At 36.0% G+C, this 23,545-nt stretch carries 19 protein-coding genes, 5 tRNA genes, 2 riboswitches and 1 other annotated feature (1 of these 27 cut by a window edge); of the genes, 5 read left to right on the forward strand and 19 right to left on the reverse strand.

All coding sequences use genetic code 11. The features are described from left to right. Window positions 1-165 (reverse strand) — a binding site (T-box leader) (it extends 45 nt beyond the left edge of the window). After that, window positions 164-1,405, reverse strand: coding sequence for a glucosaminidase domain-containing protein (locus FC88_RS13315; protein ID WP_057815688.1), 1,242 nt, complete (start codon window positions 1,403-1,405; stop codon window positions 164-166). (Overlaps the previous feature by 2 nt.) Before the next feature lie 78 nt (window positions 1,406-1,483). Here FC88_RS13315 and FC88_RS11245 point away from each other — a divergent pair, with 78 nt between their 5' ends. Further along, on the forward strand, window positions 1,484-2,134 hold the full coding sequence (locus FC88_RS11245) for a phosphatase PAP2 family protein (protein WP_057815690.1): 651 nt from the start codon (window positions 1,484-1,486) through the stop codon (window positions 2,132-2,134). Here the strand turns inward: FC88_RS11245 and FC88_RS11250 are convergent. Further along, a complete protein-coding gene (locus FC88_RS11250) occupies window positions 2,063-3,556 on the reverse strand; it encodes an MDR family MFS transporter (protein ID WP_057815691.1) in 1,494 nt (497 codons plus the stop codon). The two genes, FC88_RS11245 and FC88_RS11250, sit on opposite strands and share 72 nt — an antisense overlap. Window positions 3,557-3,627: 71 nt before the next feature. Then, complete coding sequence (metK, locus tag FC88_RS11255; protein WP_057815694.1) at window positions 3,628-4,821, reverse strand: methionine adenosyltransferase; 1,194 nt, start codon at window positions 4,819-4,821, stop codon at window positions 3,628-3,630. Next, window positions 4,819-4,897: riboswitch (SMK box riboswitch) on the reverse strand. (Overlaps the previous gene by 3 nt.) 92 nt (window positions 4,898-4,989) lie before the next feature. On the opposite strand from metK, the gene FC88_RS11260 reads away from it, so the two are divergent. Then, window positions 4,990-5,664 (forward strand): hypothetical protein, encoded by a 675-nt coding sequence (locus FC88_RS11260; protein ID WP_057815696.1) that lies wholly within the window; start codon window positions 4,990-4,992, stop codon window positions 5,662-5,664. Window positions 5,665-5,737: 73 nt separating this feature from the next. On the opposite strand, the gene FC88_RS11265 is transcribed toward FC88_RS11260, so the two are convergent. Both FC88_RS11265 and FC88_RS11270 read right to left on the reverse strand, forming a co-directional pair. Further along, window positions 5,738-5,810 (reverse strand) — tRNA-Val (locus tag FC88_RS11265). 4 nt (window positions 5,811-5,814) lie between these two features. Then, window positions 5,815-5,886 (reverse strand) — tRNA-Glu (locus tag FC88_RS11270). 130 nt (window positions 5,887-6,016) lie between these two features. Here FC88_RS11270 and FC88_RS11275 point away from each other — a divergent pair. Beyond that, complete coding sequence (locus tag FC88_RS11275; RefSeq protein ID WP_235526933.1) at window positions 6,017-6,634, forward strand: DNA-3-methyladenine glycosylase; 618 nt, start codon at window positions 6,017-6,019, stop codon at window positions 6,632-6,634. On the opposite strand, the gene FC88_RS11280 is transcribed toward FC88_RS11275, so the two are convergent. The 11 genes from FC88_RS11280 to lysA form a co-directional block, all read right to left on the reverse strand. Beyond that, a complete protein-coding gene (locus FC88_RS11280; protein ID WP_057815700.1) occupies window positions 6,629-8,428 on the reverse strand; it encodes a heavy metal translocating P-type ATPase in 1,800 nt (599 codons plus the stop codon). The genes FC88_RS11275 and FC88_RS11280 overlap by 6 nt on opposite strands. Before the next feature lie 262 nt (window positions 8,429-8,690). After that, window positions 8,691-9,260, reverse strand: a complete 570-nt coding sequence (gene nrdG / locus FC88_RS11285; protein ID WP_420865087.1) for an anaerobic ribonucleoside-triphosphate reductase activating protein — start codon at window positions 9,258-9,260, stop codon at window positions 8,691-8,693. Further along, window positions 9,202-11,412: an anaerobic ribonucleoside-triphosphate reductase gene (nrdD, locus tag FC88_RS11290; RefSeq protein WP_057815705.1), complete on the reverse strand. Its 2,211-nt coding sequence runs from the start codon at window positions 11,410-11,412 to the stop codon at window positions 9,202-9,204. The genes nrdG and nrdD overlap by 59 nt, the downstream gene beginning before the upstream one ends. A gap of 261 nt (window positions 11,413-11,673) precedes the next feature. Beyond that, window positions 11,674-12,981 (reverse strand): hypothetical protein, encoded by a 1,308-nt coding sequence (locus FC88_RS11295; protein WP_057815707.1) that lies wholly within the window; start codon window positions 12,979-12,981, stop codon window positions 11,674-11,676. Window positions 12,982-13,080: 99 nt separating this feature from the next. Continuing rightward, the gene (locus FC88_RS11300) at window positions 13,081-14,142 is read right to left on the reverse strand and encodes an aspartate-semialdehyde dehydrogenase (protein WP_057815708.1); all 1,062 of its coding nucleotides are present in this window, start codon (window positions 14,140-14,142) and stop codon (window positions 13,081-13,083) included. A 24-nt stretch (window positions 14,143-14,166) separates the two neighbouring features. Further along, a complete protein-coding gene (locus FC88_RS11305; protein ID WP_057815710.1) occupies window positions 14,167-15,351 on the reverse strand; it encodes an aminotransferase class I/II-fold pyridoxal phosphate-dependent enzyme in 1,185 nt (394 codons plus the stop codon). A 91-nt stretch (window positions 15,352-15,442) separates the two neighbouring features. After that, window positions 15,443-16,216: a 4-hydroxy-tetrahydrodipicolinate reductase gene (gene dapB / locus FC88_RS11310; protein WP_057815712.1), complete on the reverse strand. Its 774-nt coding sequence runs from the start codon at window positions 16,214-16,216 to the stop codon at window positions 15,443-15,445. A 9-nt stretch (window positions 16,217-16,225) separates the two neighbouring features. Then, a complete protein-coding gene (dapA, locus tag FC88_RS11315; protein WP_057815713.1) occupies window positions 16,226-17,095 on the reverse strand; it encodes a 4-hydroxy-tetrahydrodipicolinate synthase in 870 nt (289 codons plus the stop codon). Further along, complete coding sequence (locus FC88_RS11320) at window positions 17,096-18,253, reverse strand: N-acetyldiaminopimelate deacetylase (RefSeq protein WP_057815715.1); 1,158 nt, start codon at window positions 18,251-18,253, stop codon at window positions 17,096-17,098. Window positions 18,254-18,255: 2 nt separating this feature from the next. Further along, window positions 18,256-18,960 (reverse strand): 2,3,4,5-tetrahydropyridine-2,6-dicarboxylate N-acetyltransferase, encoded by a 705-nt coding sequence (dapD, locus tag FC88_RS11325; RefSeq protein ID WP_057815717.1) that lies wholly within the window; start codon window positions 18,958-18,960, stop codon window positions 18,256-18,258. A 15-nt stretch (window positions 18,961-18,975) separates the two neighbouring features. Continuing rightward, the gene (gene lysA, locus FC88_RS11330; RefSeq protein WP_057815719.1) at window positions 18,976-20,259 is read right to left on the reverse strand and encodes a diaminopimelate decarboxylase; all 1,284 of its coding nucleotides are present in this window, start codon (window positions 20,257-20,259) and stop codon (window positions 18,976-18,978) included. 77 nt (window positions 20,260-20,336) lie between these two features. Next, window positions 20,337-20,517: riboswitch (Lysine riboswitch) on the reverse strand. Window positions 20,518-20,662: 145 nt separating this feature from the next. Between lysA and FC88_RS11335 the strand changes: the two genes are divergently transcribed. Together FC88_RS11335 and dapF are read left to right on the forward strand one after the other, a co-directional pair. Next, window positions 20,663-22,021 (forward strand): aspartate kinase, encoded by a 1,359-nt coding sequence (locus FC88_RS11335; protein ID WP_057815721.1) that lies wholly within the window; start codon window positions 20,663-20,665, stop codon window positions 22,019-22,021. Between the two features lie 10 nt (window positions 22,022-22,031). Further along, window positions 22,032-22,997 (forward strand): diaminopimelate epimerase, encoded by a 966-nt coding sequence (gene dapF, locus FC88_RS11340; protein WP_057815723.1) that lies wholly within the window; start codon window positions 22,032-22,034, stop codon window positions 22,995-22,997. An 86-nt stretch (window positions 22,998-23,083) separates the two neighbouring features. Here dapF and FC88_RS11345 read toward each other — a convergent pair. The 3 genes from FC88_RS11345 to FC88_RS11355 form a co-directional block, all read right to left on the reverse strand. Continuing rightward, window positions 23,084-23,157, reverse strand: a tRNA-Arg gene (locus FC88_RS11345). A gap of 143 nt (window positions 23,158-23,300) precedes the next feature. Beyond that, window positions 23,301-23,391: transfer RNA gene (locus FC88_RS11350), tRNA-Ser, on the reverse strand. 14 nt (window positions 23,392-23,405) lie between these two features. Further along, a tRNA-Asn gene (locus tag FC88_RS11355) sits at window positions 23,406-23,478 on the reverse strand. Window positions 23,479-23,545 lie beyond the last annotated feature (67 nt).

A 23,545-nucleotide genomic window follows, 5' to 3' on the forward strand; every position in this document is an offset into this window, starting at 1 on the left:
TGTGACTCTCGAAATCCTTAACGAGGATCAAGCGTAGTCACTTACTAAAAGTTCGGCAACTATTATCAGTGGACGAGTTCGAATATAAAAATCTACGCATTCACATCCCCATGCGCTTTCTGAAAAGTATTTTTATAATCTACTACTTCCGTTGCTTTATATCTTATACCAATAATGTTTGTCCGACAACCAATAAATCTGAATTTAAATTATTTAATTGTTTAATGTTGTCGATTGAAGTACCTGCTTGAGTGGCAATTGAATCGATCGTATCACCACTTTGCACAGTTACTGATTTATTTTGACTATCACTATCAGAATCATTGGAACTGTAATCATTTTGAACATTGATCGTGGAAGTATAATCATCGTTAGATGGTACATACTTCTTAACGCCATCACGTTCATCTTGTACAAAGACAGGAGCTTGTTGGTCACCATATGCATCGCCAACATTACCAGTGTCATCTGAAATTTTGTTAGACAAATTAGTCACAGAAACATTATTTTCTTCATTGCCAATAATCTTTGTCACAGTCAAAGTTTTACCCGGATAAATATAATTGTCAGTCTTCAAGTCGTTCAAACTCATCAAAGTTTCTGCCGACATATTAAATTTATCAGCAATTGACTGCAAGGTATCGCCTTGAGCGACCGTATAAGTTTGATCCTTATCTGAAGCATTTGTATCAAATTGCGTTAAATGATATTTTTCAATCATATTATTAAGTTTATCAGCATAAGTTGTATCCGTCGCATAACGTCCTGTCAAATACTTAGTTGCATCTTTGTACGATGTAGTATTACTCTTCCAAGCACCTGCATAGAGTTGTGAATCACCACTAGTTCCACCTCGAAGTAATGAAACATAGTCTTCCAATGATTCCTTGTAGGAAGGATACTTTCTAAAATTAGAACTGATGGAATACAAATTACCTGATCCATCATCTTCTTGAGTTCCCATATTAACTGATTCGCCGTCATAATCTCCTTTAATACCAAAGAGATTGTAATTAGGTGCACTAGCTAAGCCACTAGTTCCCCAGCCACTTTCGACCATAGCTTGGGCAATCATGACCGAAGCGTACAAATCATTGTTGGAAGCAAGCTTACGAGCAGAATTACCAATATAATCGATAAATTGTTCATCGCCGATTCCTTTAGAACTAACTGGAGTTACTGTACCTGTTGCAATATTTTGATTTAACAAATTATTGACAGACAATGCTTCAGCCTTAACTGTTGTAGGTTTTGAGAATCCTACTTCGGCAACTGCGGTACCAACGAACATACTTGACCCAAGAAGCGTCAAATTTCTTCGTAAGTTTGCGTTCTTAGCTTTTTTATTATTTAATCTAGTCAAACGGCTATCTTCGAGTTTGCGTTCATAACGTGTAATAACCATAGATATGCTCTCCCTCAAAATCTTTATACTTTATTATATTTCTTAACAAAAACTTAAACAATAGAGAGATCAAAAAATATGAAAATATCTGCAAAAATATCTGTTTTAAATTTATTTCTTTTAGGTTTATTTATTTTCTGGACTATTAATGTGGCCACCAAAGCCACTTTTATCAAGAGTTTTGACGAATTTTTTATCAATCAGATTTATCATCATAACAATTTGACGATTCGTCTTTTTTCTAATATTACAAATTTAGGCGACACTTTCCCAACGATTACTGTAACCGCAATCATCTTTTTAATTTTGATTCTCAAAAAGTATTATTATGCCGGAATTTATCTCGTTCTCAATAAAGTAATCATCGCTGGTGTTAATAGTTTAATAAAAATTATTGTCAAACGTCCACGTCCAAGTCACCATCACTATGTTTACGCTGGTGGATTTAGTTTCCCAAGCGGACATTCAGCTAGTTCTTTTGCCCTATACATTTCACTTTTGATTATTAGTCTGATCATTTTTAAAAAAATCAGTACCAAAATTATCATTAGTACAATTTGTGTGTTAACAGTTATCTTGATTGGATATAGTCGAATTTTCTTAGGCGTTCACTACCCTAGTGATGTCTTTGGCGGATATCTCTTGGCAGCGACCATCCTAACCTTCAATACTCTCTTGTTCAGAACCAAGAATCTTTTTATTCTTAAGTTCAAAGGCATTAAAAATTAACCCTATCAATAATAGTACAAGACCTGCTACGTAAATATTGTGCAATCCTGAAAAAAGAATTTGTCGCATTTTGGGTAAAAGTTGATGTGGCAAGGAACTAGCTGTTTGTGGATCAATCAATTTATTCATCATATCAACCGAAATATTACTATTTTCAGCCGCACCTTTTGCTAAAGCTGTATTCAAAACGATTCCACAGACAGAAACCATCATTGATTGACCAATTGTTCTGACTAAAGTATTAAAACTAGTTGCGACACCCACATTTTCTGGTTCGACAACCGTTTGAGAAGTGACAGTCGTTGTAGTGATTGTCAATCCAAAACCACAACCTAAAATTCCAGCTAACATACAGAAGTACCAAAATGGCGTCGTTAGATTAGCCAACAATAATAATCCATTACCAACAAACAAGAAAAACAAACTAATGTAAATGACACGATTAGGTGCCATTTTTTTGATTAACGTTCCAGCCCAAAACGATCCAAAAATCCAAACGATTGAACTAGGTGTAACTGCAAATCCACCCATGGATGGACTCAATCCTAAAATTCCTTGCATCCAAGTTGGAATGTAAGCTTCAAAACTAATTAAAAAACCACTAACTAATAAAGCCATTAAGTTTTGAATCACGAATGTTTTATTCTTGAACAATCCCAATGGTAAGATTGGATCACTCACATGTCTTTCTACTTTAATAAAGGCAAAAATAGAAATGATTGATATAACGACCAAACCAATTGGCAAGAAAACATTATTACTACCAATATTTTGTAGAGCAAGCATCAATGGCAACAAAACTAGTACTAATAAAACTGTTCCAACATAGTCAATCTTAATTTTTTGATGTTCTCTTTTTTCTTCTTTAAAGAAGAACCAGATCAACGCCATGGTTAGCAATCCCACAGGCAGATTGATCAAGAAGATCCAATGCCAACTTAATTGTTCAACAATGAAACCACCTAATAACGGTGCAATAACGGCTGCAATTCCCCAGGCTGATCCATTTAAACCTAAGATACGAGCTCTTTTTTCAAGTGGATAAATATCAGCAATAATTGTGAAAGTCAACGGCTGAATCGCCCCAGAACCGATACCTTGAATTACACGTGCTAAGATCAAGGTCAGCATCGAATTAGACATCGCACACAATGTTGATCCGATAACGAAAATCACTAAACCTATCAAAAGTATCGGCTTACGACCGACAATATCTGATAGTTTTCCATAAATTGGCGTTGCTACGGCAGTCATTAGTAAATAAATCGAGAAAACCCAATTCATCAAACTAACCCCATGCAAACTGCCGATAATTGTTGGCATAGCTGTCGAAACGATTGTTCCCTCAATCGCTGTCATGAATGTTGCAATGAAAACAGCAATCGTGACAATTACGACATTTGATTGTTTATTCTGTGCCATTAACTAATTCCTCCCATAAAAAAAGAGACCTTCCTAAAGTTTACCTTTAAGAACGCCTCTGTAATCACCGATTAAATATTCAAGAATTTCTTAATATCATTAACTTTATCAAGTTTTTCCCAAGGTAAATCGATATCTGTACGTCCGAAGTGACCGTATGCAGCCGTCTTCTTATAAATTGGTCTTTGTAGATCCAACATTTTAATAATACCTAGTGGACGAAGATCAAAGAATTTGTTGATAACTGCTTCAATTTGTTCTTCATCAAAATCACTAGTACCAAAAGTATCAACGTGAATTGATACAGGCTTTGCTACACCGATAGCATAAGCAATTTGGATTTCAACTTTTTCAGCAACACCAGCAGCTACAAGGTTTTTAGCAATGTATCTAGCGGCGTAACTTGCTGAACGGTCAACTTTAGTAGCATCTTTACCTGAAAAGGCACCACCACCGTGACGTGCAAAACCACCGTATGTATCAACAATGACCTTACGTCCTGTAAGACCGGAATCACCTTCTGGTCCACCAATAACGAAACGACCTGTAGGATTGATCAAAATCTTAGTCTTGTCATCCATCATGTTTGTAGGAACAACTTCGTCGATAACGTACTTCTTGATATCTTTTTGAACTTGTTCCAAACTAGCCTCAGCTTTGTGTTGAGTACTTAAAACAATTGTATCCACGCGAACAGGATGATCATTTTCATCATATTCGATTGTTACTTGTGACTTAGCATCAGGCATCAAGTATGGGATAGTATGGTTCTTTCTAACTTCAGCAGTTTTTCTCATTAACTTATGAGCTAGAGAGATTGGTAAAGGCATAAATTCTTTAGTTTCATTGGTTGCAAATCCGAAAACAAAACCTTGGTCACCGGCACCGATTTGATCCAATGGATCTTTATCATCGTTACCACGTTCTTCCAAAGCATCGTCAACACCTTGAGCAATATCAGGAGATTGTTCATCTAGTGCTACTAAAACGGCACAACTGTTACCATCAAAACCAGGGTTAGTTCCATCATAGCCGATATCTGTAATTGTCTTACGAACAACTGCTTGAATATCAACGTATGCAGTAGTAGAAACTTCACCAACAACTAAAACTAAACCAGTTGTAACAGTAGTTTCAACAGCAACACGTGCATCTTTATCCTTCGTTAAAATTGCATCGAGAATTGAATCACTGATTTGATCAGCAACTTTGTCTGGATGTCCTTCTGAAACTGATTCAGAAGTAAATAAATAATTTTTTGACATATCTTTTCCACCTTTTCGGTTACAGGGCTTCTCCTTTAAAATAAAAAAGGATCCCATCAGGAACCTTTTAATAGATTAACACAAAACTAATTGGTTTTCATGAAAAAAATCAATTTGACGATAAAGTTTTTCTACATTAATATGATTTTATAACTAAAAGGAGTCGCTATGGATAAGTTAAACTCTAAAAAATTACTCGCAACCTTTATTGAATTTATTAGTTATCATATTTTTCCATTCATCTTTATTTTTACACATGATTTACACAATTATTCCTTACATGGATTCCTGATTATCATGGTAGCTATGGTAGCTTTATACAAAGAATTCATCTTAAAATTGAATCCTAACAAATATTTTCACATCTTATACAGTGCGATTTACTTATTATTAGCAATTCTTTCACTGAGATCATTAAATATTTTTGTTATTATTTTGATATTTTCTCAGTTAGCTTTCTTATACTTAATGAGATATTTACCAGCTAATAATCAAAATTTCACTTCATTAGTAGAAAATTTTATCGTTCCTAGTTTTATGTCCATCTCTATTGCTTTTACTTATATGCATTTTATCTCAGTAACCTTCGTAGTTCCTTTATTGCTAGTTAACTTGGCAACAGTTCTGATTAACTATTTTGAGGGCACTAAATTTGATTATATTGAACTAATAGCTATTTCAGGTTTAAGTCTAATTTTGTTCTTAATGAACTATATTAGTTTCTGGACAGCTCTTATCATAGTCATTTTCGTAGTTTCCATGTCCTTGTTGAAACTCTTCAAGAATTTCAATCAATCAAATTTAGTTTATCGCGTGATTGGAAACTTAGTTTTAATTATTTAAGGATTTTCTGAAAAATCCTTTTTTATTACACAAAAAAACATCTAACCGAAGTTAGATGTTTTATTTTTTGGAATGGAGGATACAGGGATCGAACCTGTGACCTCCTGCTTGTAAGGCAGATGCTCTCCCAGCTGAGCTAATCCTCCAAAATGACCCGTACGAGATTTGAACTCATGTTACCGCCGTGAAAGGGCGGTGTCTTAACCACTTGACCAACGGGTCATAAATATTTATTTATGTATTGCTCTCTCAAGCACAAGAAATATAATACAATAATAAATAAGGTCTAGCAAGCTTTTTTTTAAACTTTTTTGAATTTTTTTCGAAATTAGGAGGATAATAGATTTTGAACGTGCAAAAATACTTTGAAAACGGCGATACAATGGCTATCGCTCAAGATATGTTAGGTCATACTTTTTCCTATAAGTCTGATCAAGGAAACTTTTCTGGCATTATCGTTGAAACAGAGGCCTACTTGGGCCCTATCGATATGGCAGCCCACAGTTACAACGGACGCCACACCAAGGCTAATGATCCACTCTATCAAGCTGGAGGAACAATTTATATTTATTCTATTCACAGTTGGTTAGATATGGATATTAGTGTCCAAAAAGCCGGAACACCTAATGGGATTTTGATTCGAGCTCTCCAGCCATTGGATGGTATTGACTTAATGGAAACAAACCGTGGCAGAACTAATTTCGAGGTTACCAACGGCCCAGCTAAATGGATGGCGGCTTTTGGCATTAAGGACAAAACTTTATCTGGCACTGCTTTAAACGCTGATAACTTTATTTTTTCAGACAAAAAAGTCCAGACTCCTAAGAATATTCTGGCGACACCTAGAATTGGTGTGAAGAATAAGGAACCCTGGACTTCAAAAGATATGCGTTTTATTGTTGAAGGCAATCCCTACGTATCAAAATTGCCTAAACGAGACATGAATCTAGATACTTATGGCTGGCTATAAGCGATCACTTCTAGCACGAAGCGCATAAAGAATAGCAACCGTATCAACTACTTCTTGGAATAATGCTCCAATGATCGTTGGAATCAATCCAAAAGCAGCAATAATCATCAAAGCGATACAAATAAAAATACCGATCAAGACGGCTTCACGAGCAACTTTCATCGTATCATGCGCAATTTTTACTGCCATACTTACTTTACTCAAGTCATCTTGTAGGATAACTGCATCAGCTGATTCACTGGCGGCATTAGCTCCCTTGTAACCCATAGCAATACCAACATCTGCCAAGGCTAAAGCAGGAGCGTCATTGACACCATCCCCGACCATAACTGTTGGATGATACTCAGTGTCTAACCCATCAATTATTTTTACCTTATCAGCTGGTAAACTAGTTGGAAATGATTTTGTAATATCCACTTCTGAAGCGACCATTTCGGTTGCTTCTTTTTTGTCGCCAGAAATCATCAAAATATTCTTAATACCAAAATCTTTTAATTTGGCAATGGTTGCTTTTGATTCAGGACGAATTTGATCAAGTAAACTGTAAACACCAGCATATTGACCATCAATTGAGACATAAACTCCAGATCCCTTCACTTCATCAACTATTTCATCCGTGACAAAGCTAGCTTGACCAACTTTTACTACGTGTCCATCAACTTCACCAATGATTCCTTCAGCTGTAACTTCCTTTAAGTTATCCGTTTTTTTCAAAGCTACACGATCGCTTTTCGCATAATCAACTATCGCCTCTGCCATAACGTGACTAGAATTCTGCTCAATTGAGGCTGCATATGACATAACAGTCTTCTCATCAAAGTGATTTGTCGTTCTAAATTCATCGACAACTAACTTTCCTTTAGTGATCGTTCCTGTTTTATCAAAAGCTACTATCTTAGCTGAATTAAGTTTTTCCAAAGCAGTTCCGGATTTAACAATAATTCCATTACGACTGGTCCGACTCATCCCTGAAACAAAAGCAATTGGTGCTGCTAAAATCAAAGGACAAGGTGAAGCCACCACTAGAACTTGAGCAATTCGAACGGGGTCTTTTGAAACGTACCAAGCTATACCTGCAATCACATAAGCAATTAAAGTAAAAGGTACCGCGTAACGATCTGCCAAACGAACAAATTTAGCCGGATGGGTCTCTGATTCCTTAACTAATCTAACAATCGCCTGATATTCTGAATCAGCGGCAATTTTTTCAGCTTTAATTTGGAAGGGATTTTCCCCATTAATAGACCCTGACATAACATGACTATCTTCTGAAACGTTGACAGGGACTGATTCCCCTGTTAATGAAGATTCATCAATTTCAGATTGTCCATCAATAACAATTCCATCAACTGGGACCTGTTCTTTAGGACGAACCAAAATTTCATCGCCCACCTTAACGTCATCAATATCAACATCGATCACATTGCCATCTTTTAGTAGATGTGCCTTTGATGGTGTATTGTCCAACAGCGACTTCAATTCACTTTTAGCTTTGTTGGCAGCATATTCTTCTAAAGTATCGCCACCTGTCAGCATCAACAATACGATCCAACCAGCCCAGTATTGGCCCAAAACAATTGTGGCCACAATAGCTGTAATAGCCAATAGATCGATTCCAAAATTGCCAGACTTTAAAACTTTAATCATATCGATAAACATGATCAACGCCAATAATAAACCTAAAATACTAATGATTAATTGGGCATAATTTGGCAAATGAAAAACAAATTCCAACACTGCCGCAATGAAACCAATAGTTAAAGTTCCATATAATTTGACTTTATCTGAGTTCATAACAACACATCCCTCCGATTATTATCTTTACCCAAATTATAACTGCTTTAAATTTATTTTTAAAGTCTTTTTTGGAATGATTCTCATTTAATTATCATTTTTGACAAAAAGCTGTAATAAGCTACATGAGTAGATTTCATGGCATTTATTTAATTTGGAAAGAAACTAATTTAGTTAATATCATGGCTTATTTAAGTCAAAAAAGGCAAAGAAAATAGCATCCATTTGATTAAAAATAGATGCTATTTATCAACTGATAATTCTATTTAACTAATTTATCCCATATCACAACGCTACCACTAGCCAAAGACTTTGGTACATCAATGATTCTTTGATTAGATGAACCCCTGAATTGTAACGATAGATCCTTTTTTCGAAGCAAAAATCGACCGTCAACTAAAATATCGAGCAAAGATAATAATTCTAATTTATCCTCTGATTCCTGCATCATCTCATCCCAAGAATAACCTGTCCAAGACCAAATATCTTTCGTATGGCCAAACTCTTTTCTGATACGCCTGCATAACGATAGACACACTTCAGTATTTAAAAATGGTTCGCCACCTAATAAAGTTAGACCTTGAACGTAGCTTTGACTTAAATCTTTGATTATTTTATCTTCTAATTTCTTAGTATACGGCTTACCATAACGAAAATCTTGAGCCGCAACGTTATAACAGCCTGGGCATCTAAAAAGGCATCCTGATACATAGAGACTGCATCTAACGCCTTCCCCATCAACAAAATTGAATGGCTTATAATCAGCAATCATTTTAAGACTGTGGTCCGCGCTCAACCATTCTTTGGGAGTCGGATTGTTTGGTTCTCTCATATTTGGCCGCATTTTTTATCATCTCCGAAGTCATATTCTTTTTTCGTGAAGCAATCTCTACATGTCTTCCATGGATCATCGGTCTTTGCTGTGGGTTACCCAAATATCCACAAGTTCTCTTTACAACGTCACAAAACTCCGGATTATTATTACCGCAATCTGGACAGGCAAAACCTCTTGGTGTCGCTTTAAATTCACCTTGAAAACCACATTTAAAACATTGATCAATTGAAGTATTGGTCCCTAAATAACCTACATGATCATACGCCCAATCCCAAACAGCTTCTAGTGCTTTAGGATTTTGACGAAGATTAGGATATTCGCAATAATGAATAAATCCACCGGACGCATACTTAGGAAAAACTTCTTCAAAGGTTAACTTCTCAAAAGGATTTGGATGTTTTCTAACATCGAAATGAAAGCTATTCGTATAATATTCTTTTTCAGTAATATTAGGAATTATGCCAAATTTTTCTAAATCGTCACGACAAAAGGTATCGGTTAGTGATTCAGCTGGAGTTGAATAAAGACTGTAATGATAGCCACTTTCTTTAGCCCACTTGACACATTTTTGATACAAAGCTTTCGTGATACTTTCGGCAAAATCGTGGGCTTTTGAATTGTTTTCCCATTTATTACCAAAAAAACGTGTACAGACTTCATACAACCCAATGTAGCCTAATGAAACTGTCGCCCGACCATTTTTAAACAGTTCATCAACTGAATCTTCTTTCTTAAGTCGTTTGCCAAATGCACCATACATATACAGTAGTGGCGCATTCTCAGGCTTGGCCTCCTTAGTTCGCTTGATTCGATATTCTAAAGCAGTGTGACAGATCTGCATTTTCTCTTCGAATATCTCCCAAAACAGTTTAAAATCTCCTTTTGATTCCAAAGCAATTCTTGGCAAATTGACCGTTACAACGCCTAAATTCATTCGACCAGAATTAACTTCTCGTCCCTTCTCGTCTTGCCATCCTTGTAGAAACGAGCGACAGCCCATCGGAGTCTTAAAACTACCAGTAATTTCAACAATCTTGTCATACATCAAAAGATCTGGATACATCCGTTTAGTTGAACATTCCAAGGCCAACCGTTTTATATCGTAATTAGGATCTTCAGGATTCAAATTTAAACCACGCTTGATCGTAAATGTTAACTTAGGAAAGATTGCCGTCCGATGTTCTTTACCTAAACCTTTAATTCTAATCTCTAAAATAGACTTTTGAATCGTCCGTTCGATCCAACTCGTCCCCAAACCAAAATTAATCGTCGTAAATGGCGTTTGTCCTTGTGACGAATAAAGCGTATTAATTTCATATTCAAGCGCTTGCATGGCATCATAGATATCTTTTCGAGTCTTTTCTTTAGCAAACTCAATCTGTTTATCCGCAATGATCCACTTTCTTGCATCTTTAAGATGTTTTTGATAATTCAGCTCAGCATAAGGTGCCAACAATTGATCGATTCGATTAGCTGAACAGCCGCCATATTGTAACGATGCAACGTTAGCAATAATCTGTGACATCTGAGCGGTAGCAGTTTGAATGGATTTTGGTGAGGATACCCAAGCATTACCAATTTTAAAACCATTTGTAAGCATTTCATCAAAATCAATCAGACAACAATTAGTCTCTGGAGTTACTGGCGAATAATCCAAATCGTGCCAATGAATATCACCACGCAAGTGAGCTTTAGCCACAATATCTGGTAACATTCTTAAACCTAAAGCTTTACTAGCTACACCAGCCTCTAAATCACGTTGAGTATTAAAAATATTACTATCCTTATTGGCATTTTCATGAACTACTTGCTCATTACGATTAAATAATCTTTCAATATTTAACTTTACATTAGTCGCTTGAGCAAACTTTTCTTGATCATTTTTAAAGTAAGCCTGGTATGTATCAAGAGCTTTAGAAAGTCCTTGAGCCTTGAGTGAATCTTCGATAATTTGTCGAATATCTTGTGTAATTATCAAATTTTCATTCGAAAGTTCCGTCATCAGTCTTTTATTTATAAAATCCTGTTGTCGATCAGATAATCCCAATTGTTTCAAAACAAAATCAATTTTATAAGGATAAAATTTGGTCTTGTAGCCACTTCTTTTTTCAACTGGGATTCTCTTCAATTGAATTAATTGCGTGGTCATCTGTATCTCCCCAATCTTTAATCAATACAACTATTTTAATAAATTTAAAAAAAATAAAAAAGACTACTAAATACCATATGTTGGTGTTATATAGCACAAACATACAATATATAGTAGTCTTATTTCTATTTTCTAAAAAACATCATTGAGACAACTTCACAAACAAGCGTTATAACCCTCAAACCCGTTCGAAAACAGCGTATTTAACTATGCTCAAATTTCCAAAGGTCAAAAAATATCATAGCGTTGTAATGGCTTATTTCACTCTTTTTCTCGAGCAAAATAAAATGTCACTGCTGCGTAGATAAAGACGATACCAGTAATAAATAAATGTACTCCATAGAGGGTAAAATTAGTTGGTCCATTGGAAATATTGTTAAAGAATCCTAAAGCATTAATATTAGTAAAGTAACTGATGAAATAAATCGTCGTCATATAAACCAATTGCTGTGACACGTTACCGACACAAGATAATTGATACTTGATCAAGAAAGCCCGCTCAGAATCTAAGTCAGGATTAGTGTACAAAGCATCATTTAAAATGCGATTGTCAGTTCCGACAAATATAGCCAATAAGAACAAGCCCACAAAATACGTGAAGTTAAACAATGCCAAAACTAGACCTAACAACAATAAAGGATAACGCCAATTTTGATGCTTCTTCAATAAAACTGGTCCTAATTCAAAGCCAACTAAGTAAATTGTATAAACTAGCATCAAAGTATTGAACTTAAAGCGGATCGTACTATCAAAAATGGCATACAACATAACGTAATTCATAACAACACCACGATTAATTGCCACTAAACTAACTGGGAACATCTTTTTATGAACCCCTAATTGATAGTAAGCGAGGATTAAAAACAAGACGATGGCAGCAATACTGATTGCCAAATCAATCGTATTAGAAACTTCTTTAAGACGTGTATAACGGATAATAAACAACAACATGACTAAACTTGCTAAAACAATCAAGTTAAAGAATGAGTTGACTCGAAACTTTGGCTTTTTCTCCAAACCTTGATAGAAAGTCAAACGATGCGTTACATTCATTCCTCCAACCAAAGCAGCAAAGAATAAGAAAGCCAACAAAATAAATGACAAACTCAATAATTTAGTCTTTGTAGCAATTAATTCAACGATCAACAATAAAACGATCGTCAAAACCATCGACAAAGTATGCATTCGATTGAATTTGAATTCATTATCCATTTTACCGCGAGATCGTACTGTTAAATAGTATGGCCAAATCCAACTAGAAGCTAAGCCTAAGAAGACCCCACCAATAATACCAAAGACTGGATTAGATGCTCCTAACATGCAAAGCGAGCCAATCACTCCAAATAAATTCGACATTGAAAGCATCGTCGAAGCTGGCAAAGTAACAAAAGTTGTCAACAGCATCCCCAAAGCTCTAAAAGTATAAAGCATCAAAAATGGCAATGCGAAGACAAAAATATTCTTATTTTGGTTATATAACGTCAAACAGAAAAAATACGGAATCGCAACTCCGGCATTAGCTAAAAGGTCTAAAACACCCTCATTAAATACGTTTATTATTCGCTTCATTTTTTTCTCACCTGAAATTAACTGTCTTTTAACATTTTAACAGAAATAGTAAAAAAAATATGGAAAGCAGACTTATTTCTGCTTTCCATATCATTTTCTTTATTTTACACGAACTAAATCATCGGCAACTAATCTTTCAGCGATTTGAACCGTATTCCAAGCGGCACCCTTCAATAAGTTGTCAGAAACGACCCACATGTTGAAAGCCCCATCATTTTCCAAATCTGGACGGATACGACCAACAAAAGTATCACGACTACCAACAGCATTAATTGGTTGTGGATAAACTTGATGCTTAGGGTCATCTTGTAAGACGGCTCCTGGGGCATCCTTGATCAATTGTTGAATTTGTTCAGTTGTAGCTGACTTATCTTCAACTTCAATATAAATTGATTCACCGTGGCTAATTGGCACTGGTACTCTGACACAAGTTGCAGTAACTTTGATCTCAGGTGAATTCATATCGCCTAGCATAATCTTCTTAGTTTCATGAATCATCTTCCATTCTTCGTGAGAATAAAGATTATCTTCCAAAACATCGATCTGTGGTAAGAGGTTGAAAGCTAAAGGATAATGCTCCTTATCGCCCTTCGTTGGAAAAATATCGGCTTTCATGTCTTTACCATCTAAGTAATCTTGTGCTTCAGAATACAACTCGTTTAGAGCACTTTGACCAGCACCACTGGCAGCTTGATAAGTTGAAACGATGATTTGCTTCAAACCAAAAGCTTTTCTGATTGGCTCTAGAGCAACCATCATTTGGATTGTTGAACAATTAGGATTGGCGATAATACCGTGATGATTATATAGTGCAGCTTCGTTCACTTCTGGAACGACCAATGGAACATCTTCATCCATTCTAAAAGCACTAGTATTATCAACACAAACAGCGCCACGTTTGACAGCTTCTGGTAAAAATTTCTTAGAAACTGCTCCACCAGCTGATGCCAAAACTAAATCGACATCATCGAATGATTCGGGTTTGGCTTCTTCAACGGTCACATCTTGGCCCTTAAATTGTAAAACCTTTCCTGCGGAACGACTTGATGCTAATAATTTTACTTTTGAAACAGGAATTGTTGATTGCTCTAATTGTTGAATCAAACGCGTTCCAACGGCACCTGTGGCACCCAAAATTGCTACTGTATATTCATCACTCATAAATCTTCATCCCTTAAATAATATTTATAAACTCTCTGTAAACTTTCTCAAGCGTTTCATGGCTTCTTGAATGTCTTCCATTGAAGCAGCGTAAGAAATTCTGAAGTGACCTTCGCCACCTTTACCAAAAGCAACACCTGGTGTCACACCAACGAGACCTTCAGTGGCCAATTTATCGGCAAATTCGATTGAACTCAAACCAAATTTTTCAGGAATCTTAGAAAATGTGTAGAATGCACCTTCTGGCAAGATTGTTTCATAACCCATGTCATTTAGTTGATCAACTAAGTAATCACGACGTTCTTGGTAAATTTTCTTCATAGCGATTGGATCATCGATACCATTCTTCAAAGCTTCCTCAGCAGCAAACTGAGCTGGATTAGAAGGAGCTGTAACGGTGAAGGCATGCATCTTATTGGCTTGTTCAACGAAATCTTTTGGTCCAGCAATGTAACCGATACGGTAACCAGTCATAGCGTGTGACTTAGATAAACCGTTGATTAAGATTGTCTTACCTGGTAAAAGTTTTGCCATGGAGAAATGCTTGTGACTGTATGTCAATTCAGCGTAAATTTCATCGGAAACAACGTACATGTTCTTGTCTTTTACCACATCAACTAATTCTTGCAATTGATCCTTTGAGTAAACAAAACCAGTTGGATTACCAGGAAAGTTTAACATCAAAGCTTTAACTTTGTCTGCGCCTTCTTCTTCGATAACCTTAGCCAAATGTTTGCCGGTCAATTGAAAACCATCGGCAGTGGTATCAACTTGAACAGGAACTCCACCAAGAATCTTTACAATAGGAATGTACAAAGCAAAAGTTGGTGTAGGAATAATAACCTTGTCACCAGGATTGATGATGGCAGCAAAAGTATCATAGATTGCTTCTGTAGCACCAATAGTTACGACAACTTCTGATTCAGGATCGTATTGAAGATCAAATTGTTTATCCAAATAACCTGAAATAGCTTCTCTAAGACTCAAGAAACCCTTTTGGTCTGAATAATGAGATTCGTTTTCCTTGATACTTTCAATGGCAGCATTCTTAACGTGTTCTGGCACATTAAAGTTTGGTTCGCCAAGAGTTAATTTAACTAGACCAGGAATCTTTGCAAATTTTTCAGCAAACTCTCTGATCATTGATCTACCCATGGGGGCAATCGTTTCATTTACTACATTTTTTACTGATGAATCTAATTCTGGCATTCTTCAACACTCCTTAAAAATTAAATGTAGTTTAATTCTAATACAAAACTCACTAAATTATTAGAGCTTTTGTAATTTTTTGAAACAATTTCTAAATAATTTGTTCGAGACCAATTACTAAGTGGTCTAATTTAACTACTTCATTGATGGCCAACTTAACACCAGTCATAAATGATTGACGATCAGACGTACTTTGAGAAATTGTCAAAGTTTCGCCAACGCCACCAAAGATAACCTCTTCATCAGCGACAAAACCTGGTAAACGCAAAGCATGAATCTTAGTCCCATGATAATCGCCACCACGAGTTTGTAGTGGATCCTCACTGCTATGTTGAATTTGGTCATGACCTCTAGCTTCATAAATCAATCTGGCCGTATTTAAAGCAGTTCCTGAAGGTGCATCGATTTTATCTTCGTGATGCTTTTCAACAATTTCTGATTCTTCAAAATACTTGGCTGCTACTTGCGCAAATTTCATCATTAAGACGGCTGACAAACCAAAATTGGAAGCAATAATACCACCCAAACCTTTTTGATCAGCTAATTTCTTTAATTCAGCAGTTTGTTCTTCACTCATCCCACTAGTGCCAATGACTGGACGAATATCGTGTTCGATGGAAAATTTAGTATTTTCAAAAACAGCACTAGGAATGGAAAAATCGATCCAAATATCGGCATCTGTTTTAATATCGGTCAATTTATTAAAAATTTTCACATTTTTATCAAGACCATAAGTCTCAGGATTTAAATCAGTCACAACGGGATTAAAACCAGCTACTAATTGTAAATTTTCTGCATCATTGACCATTTTGACAGCTTTTTGACCCATTGAGCCAGAAAAGCCGGAAATAATAACTTTTATCATAAAAAACTCCTAAAGATCTAAAATTTTAAATAACTTAGTCTGTTCTGTTTCATTTAAAGGTAAAATTGGTAAACGACACTTACCAACTTGATAGCCGACATGATTCAAAGCTGCCTTAACCGGTGAAGGTGAGGGATACATGAACAAAGCAGCCATCTTTGGCGTTAATTGACGTTGAATCTTGCCAGCTATTTGATAGTTGCCTTCATCCAATGCTCGGTACATCTCACTGATTTCAGTTCCATAAATATGAGAAGCGACCGAAACTACCCCATTGGCACCAATAACTTTAGCAAACAAGGCCTGAGCATCTTCACCACTGTAAACATTGAAATCTTTTGGCGTATGTTCAACGATGTACTCTAAATCTTCCATAGTGTTACATTGCTTAACACCTTGAATATTAGGATTCTTAGCCAATTCTACGACAGTTTCCTTCTCCATCAAAACGCCGGTTCGACCAGGAATGTTATAGATCATAATTGGCAAAGAAGAATTTTTTGCAATCGTTTCAAAGTGAGCCTTCATCCCACGTTGGTCAGGCTTGTTGTAATAAGGTACTACGACTAGTGCCATATCGATACCTTGAATCTGACCAATTTTTTTTATGAAATCAATCGTTTGAGCAGTATTATTACTACCAGCACCGGCAATAATAGGAACTCGTCCATCAACAATTTCAACAAATTTTTGATAAAGCTCCAGCTTTTCAGCTTCAGTCAAAGTTGGCGTTTCACCAGTCGTACCACCAACAACAAATCCTTTACTACCTGTAGCTAGTAGATGTTCAGTCAATTTTTTCAAGGCTGAAAAATCAATCTTTCCATTATCATCAAACGGTGTAATTATCGCTGTCATTAAATCAACATTTTCAAACATCTAATCTTCCTCCAAATCCATACGATAATTCAAGAAACCGACCATTGCATCGATGCCTTTTTTGATTGCAGCTTCATGTGGTAAAAAGTCTGCTGAACGAAGCGCACCTTTGCTATCAACACCGAGCCAAAACATCGTGCCAGGAATTTTATTGATCAAGTAGCCAAAATCTTCCCCAGTCATTTTAGGTTCAGTTTCTTCAAATGTAACTTGAGAATTATTCTTCATATAATTAATAAAACATTTCGTCAAAACAGGATTATTTTCTACTGGATAATACCCACCTTGATTGTATTCCACTAAAATTTCACAATTAAAAGATTTCTCTAAACCTTCAGCGATCTCTTTGATACGTTGACGAATAAACTCAATCATGTCTTGGGTCAAACCTCTGATCGTACCTTCTAAACGGGCTGTTCCGGCAATGACGTTTCGGATCACACCGGCTTCCATCTTGCCAAAAGTTATCACGCCACACTTTATTGGATCAATGCTACGAGAAATCACCGTTTGCACTTGTTGAATAAAGTTGGCTGCAATAACTACCGCATCATTAGCTAAATGTGGATACGCAGCGTGGCCACTTTCACCTTTGATTGTGACGTTTACTTCCGTCGTTCCAGCAAATAAAGTGCCATTACGACAACCTATCACACCGGTTTTTAATTGGGCGTTATCATGCAAGCCGTAAAACTCATCAACGTGAAACTTCCCTGTAAATGCTCCTAAATCATAGGCAACTTTACCACCACTATCAGCTTCTTCTGCTGGTTGAAAAAAGAACACTAAATTGTCAATTGGTTGGTGCTCACTAAAGTAATTCAAAATTCCTAGTCCAACTGTCATATGAATATCATGTCCACAAGCATGCATCACTCCTGGAGTTTTAGAAGCATAATCCAAACCATTTTTTTCAGTCACTGGTAAAGCATCCATATCACAACGATAACCAAGGTTACGCTTGGGGTTTGATCCTTTGACTAACACCAACAGAGCAGTTGGAAGTTCTGGTAGCTCTTTAATTTCCAAATTAGTCTGATCGAATTGCTTTATCACTTCGAAAAGATAGGAATGGGTTTTTACTTCTTTCATTGATAACTCAGGAATTGTATGCAAATGCCGTCTGATTCTTATCAATTGTTCTTCTGTTAAAACCATAATTATAACTTCCTTAAAGTACTCTCAAGTTTCGTCTTATCAGTAGTTTTTTGATCTTTAATTTTGAGAACTTTAGCAGGAACACCAGCTACGACTGCATTAGGCGCTACATCTTTTGTAACGATAGCCCCAGCACCAACTACCGCATTGTCACCAACTTGAACACCTTCTAGAACAACTGCATTAGCACCAACGATAACATTATCACCAATTCTAACTGGTTGAGCAGAAGCAGGTTCAACGACTCCAGCCAAAACAGCATTAGCACCGATGTGAGAATTCTTACCGACAATAGCACGACCACCAAGAACCGCTCCCATATCGATCATGCTCTTGTCACCAATTTCTGCACCGATATTGATAACTGCACCCATCATGATCACAGCATTTTCACCGATTGAAACTTGATCACGAATGATTGCACCTGGTTCGATTCGTGCGTTGATATGTTTGATATCCAACATTGGTACGGCTGAATTTTGAGCAGCTGTTTCTACATAAATATCAGTTAAATCATTATCTTTTAAAATTGGTTCAATTGTTTTATAATCGCCAATTAAAATTGCTAAATCATTACTCTTAAAAACTTTCACATCTGAAGGAAAATTCACATTAGAAACATCCCCTTGAACGTACACTTTGACGGGGGTAATTTTCTTAGAGTTTCCTATATAATTAATAATTTCTTCTGCACTCATCTTTTTCATAAATCTTTCCTCCAATTAATAATCCAAATCTAAACTAGTCAAATCTTGATAGGTTTCTCGTCTAACAACTAACTTATCTTGACCATCTTCAACAAAGACTACTGCTGGTCTTGGATTGCGATTGTAATTCATTGCCATTGAATATCCATAAGCACCGGTATCTAACATTGCTAAGATGTCACCTGATTTTGTTTTAGGCAATTGTTGTTGATCAATCAAGATATCACCTGATTCACAATACTTTCCAGCTACGTGAACTGTTTGCTCATTTGGTTGATCCATCTTATTAGCAATGACAGCTTCATACTTAGCTTGATACAAAGCTGGTCTGATATTATCACCCATGCCACCATCTACTGATAAATATGATGTTAAATTAGGAATATCTTTTCTTGAACCAACGGTATAAAGCGTATATCCAGCAGGTCCAACGATTGAACGACCAGGTTCGATCCAAATTTCTGGTACATCGTTGTCAGTTTTTTTCAATTCATCAGCAATTTGTCCAATGAATTCATCAGCGGTAATTGGATCATCATCTTCGTTATAGCTAATTCCAAAGCCACCACCAAGATTAATAACTTCAGGCCAATAATTAAATTCAGCTTGGAATTTCTTGGCAATTTCCATCATCTTCTTAGCTAACATAACAAAACCTTGTGTTCCAAAGATTTGAGAACCGATATGAGCGTGGATACCAATAAGTTCCATATTCTCATCATCCAAAACCAATTTCATAGCCTTATTTGCTTGACCAGATTCAACGTCAAAACCAAATTTGCTATCGGTTTGACCAGTTTGATCATATTTGTGTGTATGAGCGGAAATCCCCGGCGTCAAACGTAACATTACTTTAATCGTAGCTTTTTCTTGTTTTAAAATTTGTGACAACAAGTCGATTTCATGGAAGTTATCCAACATGATTACACCAACGTGTTCTTTGACCGCCATCAACAATTCATCGTAAGATTTGTTATTACCATGAAAACTGATTTTTTCACTAGGAAAACCGGCACTCAAAGCGGTGTACAATTCACCTCCAGAAACAACATCGATATGAACATCTTCTTGTTTCATTACTTGGTAGATAGCTTTAACAGCAAAAGCTTTACTTGCATAACTAATTTGATAATTTAAATTATTTTTTTCAAAAGCAGATTTAAATTTTCTTATTTGGCTACGGACTTGAGAAATATCAAAAACATAAAGTGGAGTTCCATATTTATGTGCTAACTCAACGCTATCGACACCACCGATCATCAAGTGGCCCTTTTCACTCTTTAAATCATTTATTATCATAATCACTGCTCCTTTTACCAAATAAAAAAGATCTCCTTGCTTAATAACAAAGAGATCCATAAATAATCTGCATCAATTTTGTCATAAGCTCAACGTGACCAACTTTTGATCACGACAGTTCGTACCATCTTGTAATACGCCCCAGCTCGCTAAATCCTGTAAAATTTAGTGCTTCGGCAACTTCCCCTTTCAATAAGTTCAAAGCTCTTACAGAAACTCCCTCATTTACTTATGTCAGTTGCGACCTCTTTTGTTGGTATTAAGATTATAACAACACTCATAATACGTCAAGTGATATTAAAAATAATCTCATATTTCTAATAATTAATATTTTTTTCTTGTCATAACGGGTAAAAATGATACACTCATCATTAAAAACTATTTAATTTTAGAGGTGTAGGTTATGAAGGTCGTTAAGTTTGGGGGCAGTTCCCTCGCAACCGGAGAACAATTTGAAAAGGTCATCAATATTATTAAAGATGACTCAGAACGAAAGGTAATCGTTACTTCGGCTCCCGGAAAACGATACCATGGCGATACAAAAGTTACTGATTTGTTAATCGAGTACGCTAATGAAGTTATCGAAAACGAAGATCATACTAATATTATCAAGGAGATTATCTCAAGATATCATGAAATAAGCGATTATTTTAAACTTGATGATTCAGTCATAAAACTTCTAAAAGATAAATTAGTCAATTTAGCTAAAATAAACTTTCCAGATAATGAACATTTGATGGCAGCATTTAAAGCTCACGGTGAATTTCTCAATGCAATTTTGTTGAATGAAGTACTTAATGCTTCGGGCATCAAATCAATTTTTGTTGACCCTAAAAAAGCTGGCATTATCGTACATGGACAACCAAATGATGCTGATATTTCACCAGACACTTATCGTAATTTAAATAATATGCATATTCCAGAAGACAGTCGAATGGTTTTCCCTGGATTTTTTGGATATAGCCAAGATGGAAGTATTTTTACTTTCTCTCGTGGCGGATCTGATATTACTGGAGCAATGTTGAGCCGTGGTTTGCATGCAGATTTATACGAGAATTTTACTGACGTTGATGCTATTTACGTCGCTAACAATCACGTCGTCAAACATCCACAAGCTATCAAAAAAATGTCTTATCGTGAAATGCGAGAACTATCCTATGCCGGATTTTCCGTCTTTCAAGATGAAGCCATTATTCCAGCGGTCAAAGGACAAGTTCCTGTCAATGTTAAAAATACCAATAATCCTAGTGCCGAAGGAACTTTGATCGTTCCTGAACAATTTTTATTTAATCCTTCAAATGAGATCACTGGTATTGCATGCTCTAAACGTTTTTCAGCCCTTTATATCCACCGTTACTTATTGAATAAAGAAGTCGGTTTTACTTTGAAACTCCTAGAGCTTTTTTATAAATACAATATTTCGTACGAACATATGCCTTCTGGTATTGATGATCTAACAGTTATTTTTGATCGTACAAAATTGGACAAGACTACCATTAGTAATCTCTGTCGTGACGTCAAAAAGGTCTTAGAACCCGATTATTTAGAATGGATCGATGATTATGCTATTATTATGGTCGTTGGTGAGAGTATTGCACACAATGTCAACACGATTGGTAAAATTATCGACTCATTAACTAACAACAACATTGCCATTCATATGATCAACCAAGGTGCATCGCGAATTTCTATCATGCTAGGTGTGCAAGAATCGGATGCAGATGAAGCCGTTAGACAAATTTATAATAAATTCTTCAATTGAGGTGAAAAAATTGGTAAAATTACTCAAAGTTCATGGTTCAGAAAATAAGTTTTTTATCCTTGATCAAACTTTATTAGCTATTCCACTATCTGATGATGAACTAAAAAATTTAGCTATTAATTTATGTCAAAATATTCTCGGTGGCGCTGACGGACTCCTAGTTGTCGATACTAGTGAAAATTGTCTAGGAAAAATGCGTGTTATCAATGCTGACGGTAGTGAAGCTAAAATGTGTGGCAACGGTTTAAGAACAGTTAGCCGCTATCTATCTGAAAAATATCACCTAAATGAATTCAAGGTCGAAACGCTGGAAGCCCCATTGTCTGTTTCTAAAGCTGAAGACTTTTACAAAGGTGTACCAGCTTTTAGTGTCGAAATTGCCCCCATATCTTTTAATAACACGGATCTACCTTTTAATTATCAACAAATGACTGAAATGATTGATCAAAGTATCCCAGAGTTTTTACCTGATCAAAAATTCTCGGCTGTTGCTGTTCCTAATCCTCATCTAATCAGTTTTGTATCAGACATCAATGAAGACGATTTAGGAACCTTAGGTAAAAACTTAAATGAAACTAATCCTTACTTTCCTGAGGGAGTTAACGTCAGCTTTGCCAAAATATTAGATACTAATAAATTATTTGTTCAAACTTATGAGCGTGGCGTTGGTTTTACTAATGCATGTGGAACCGGTATGTCAGCTACCAGTTTAATCTTCGCCTTACTTCATACTGATAAATTTGATCCTACAGAAGACATTTCAGTTTATAATCCCGGTGGTATGGTTAAAACTCATGTCAATTTAAATTCCATTAAGGAACTCAGTGAATTGCACTTGATCGGTAATGCAACCTTTACTCATGAAATTCAAATCAGCGAACAAAATCTACATAATAACGATTTAAGCAATTTAACTGTCACTGAAACTGGAGAACAAAAAAGCTATCAAGCTTTTATTGATAGCTTTTCTAATTAACAATTAGGAACATCTTGATTGAAGATGTCCCTTTTTTGATGCAAAAAAAATAGACTTATGAGATCAATCTCATAAGTCTTAAGTAGTGCGCCCAGTAGGAGTCGAACCTACAACCTTCTGATTCGTAGTCAGACACTCTATCCAATTGCGCTATGGGCGCATATCAACAACTCAACGGTATTAATTATATCATATACATTATAATAGTGTATACATTTTATAAAAAATAATCGATAAGTTTATAAGCCCTGGAGTAAACCGATAAAAAATGTCTCTGCAACAACTGCAAAGACATCAAGCTTACGGAGAGTAGGGGATTTGAACCCCTGATACAGGTCAATACCCGTATACATGATTTCCAATCATGCTCCTTCAGCCACTCGGACAACTCTCCAGGGTAAAAAAAAACTCCGGATGTCAGACTCGAACTGACGACACCCTGATTAACAGTCAGATGCTCTACCAACTGAGCTAATCCGGAATAATAAAACAGCGTGGCAGCTCCCTATCCTCGCGGGTAGTTTCCCACCAACTACTTTCGGCGCGGA

The organism is Companilactobacillus futsaii JCM 17355 (genome assembly GCF_001435505.1).
Classification (GTDB): Bacteria; Bacillota; Bacilli; order Lactobacillales; family Lactobacillaceae; genus Companilactobacillus; species Companilactobacillus futsaii.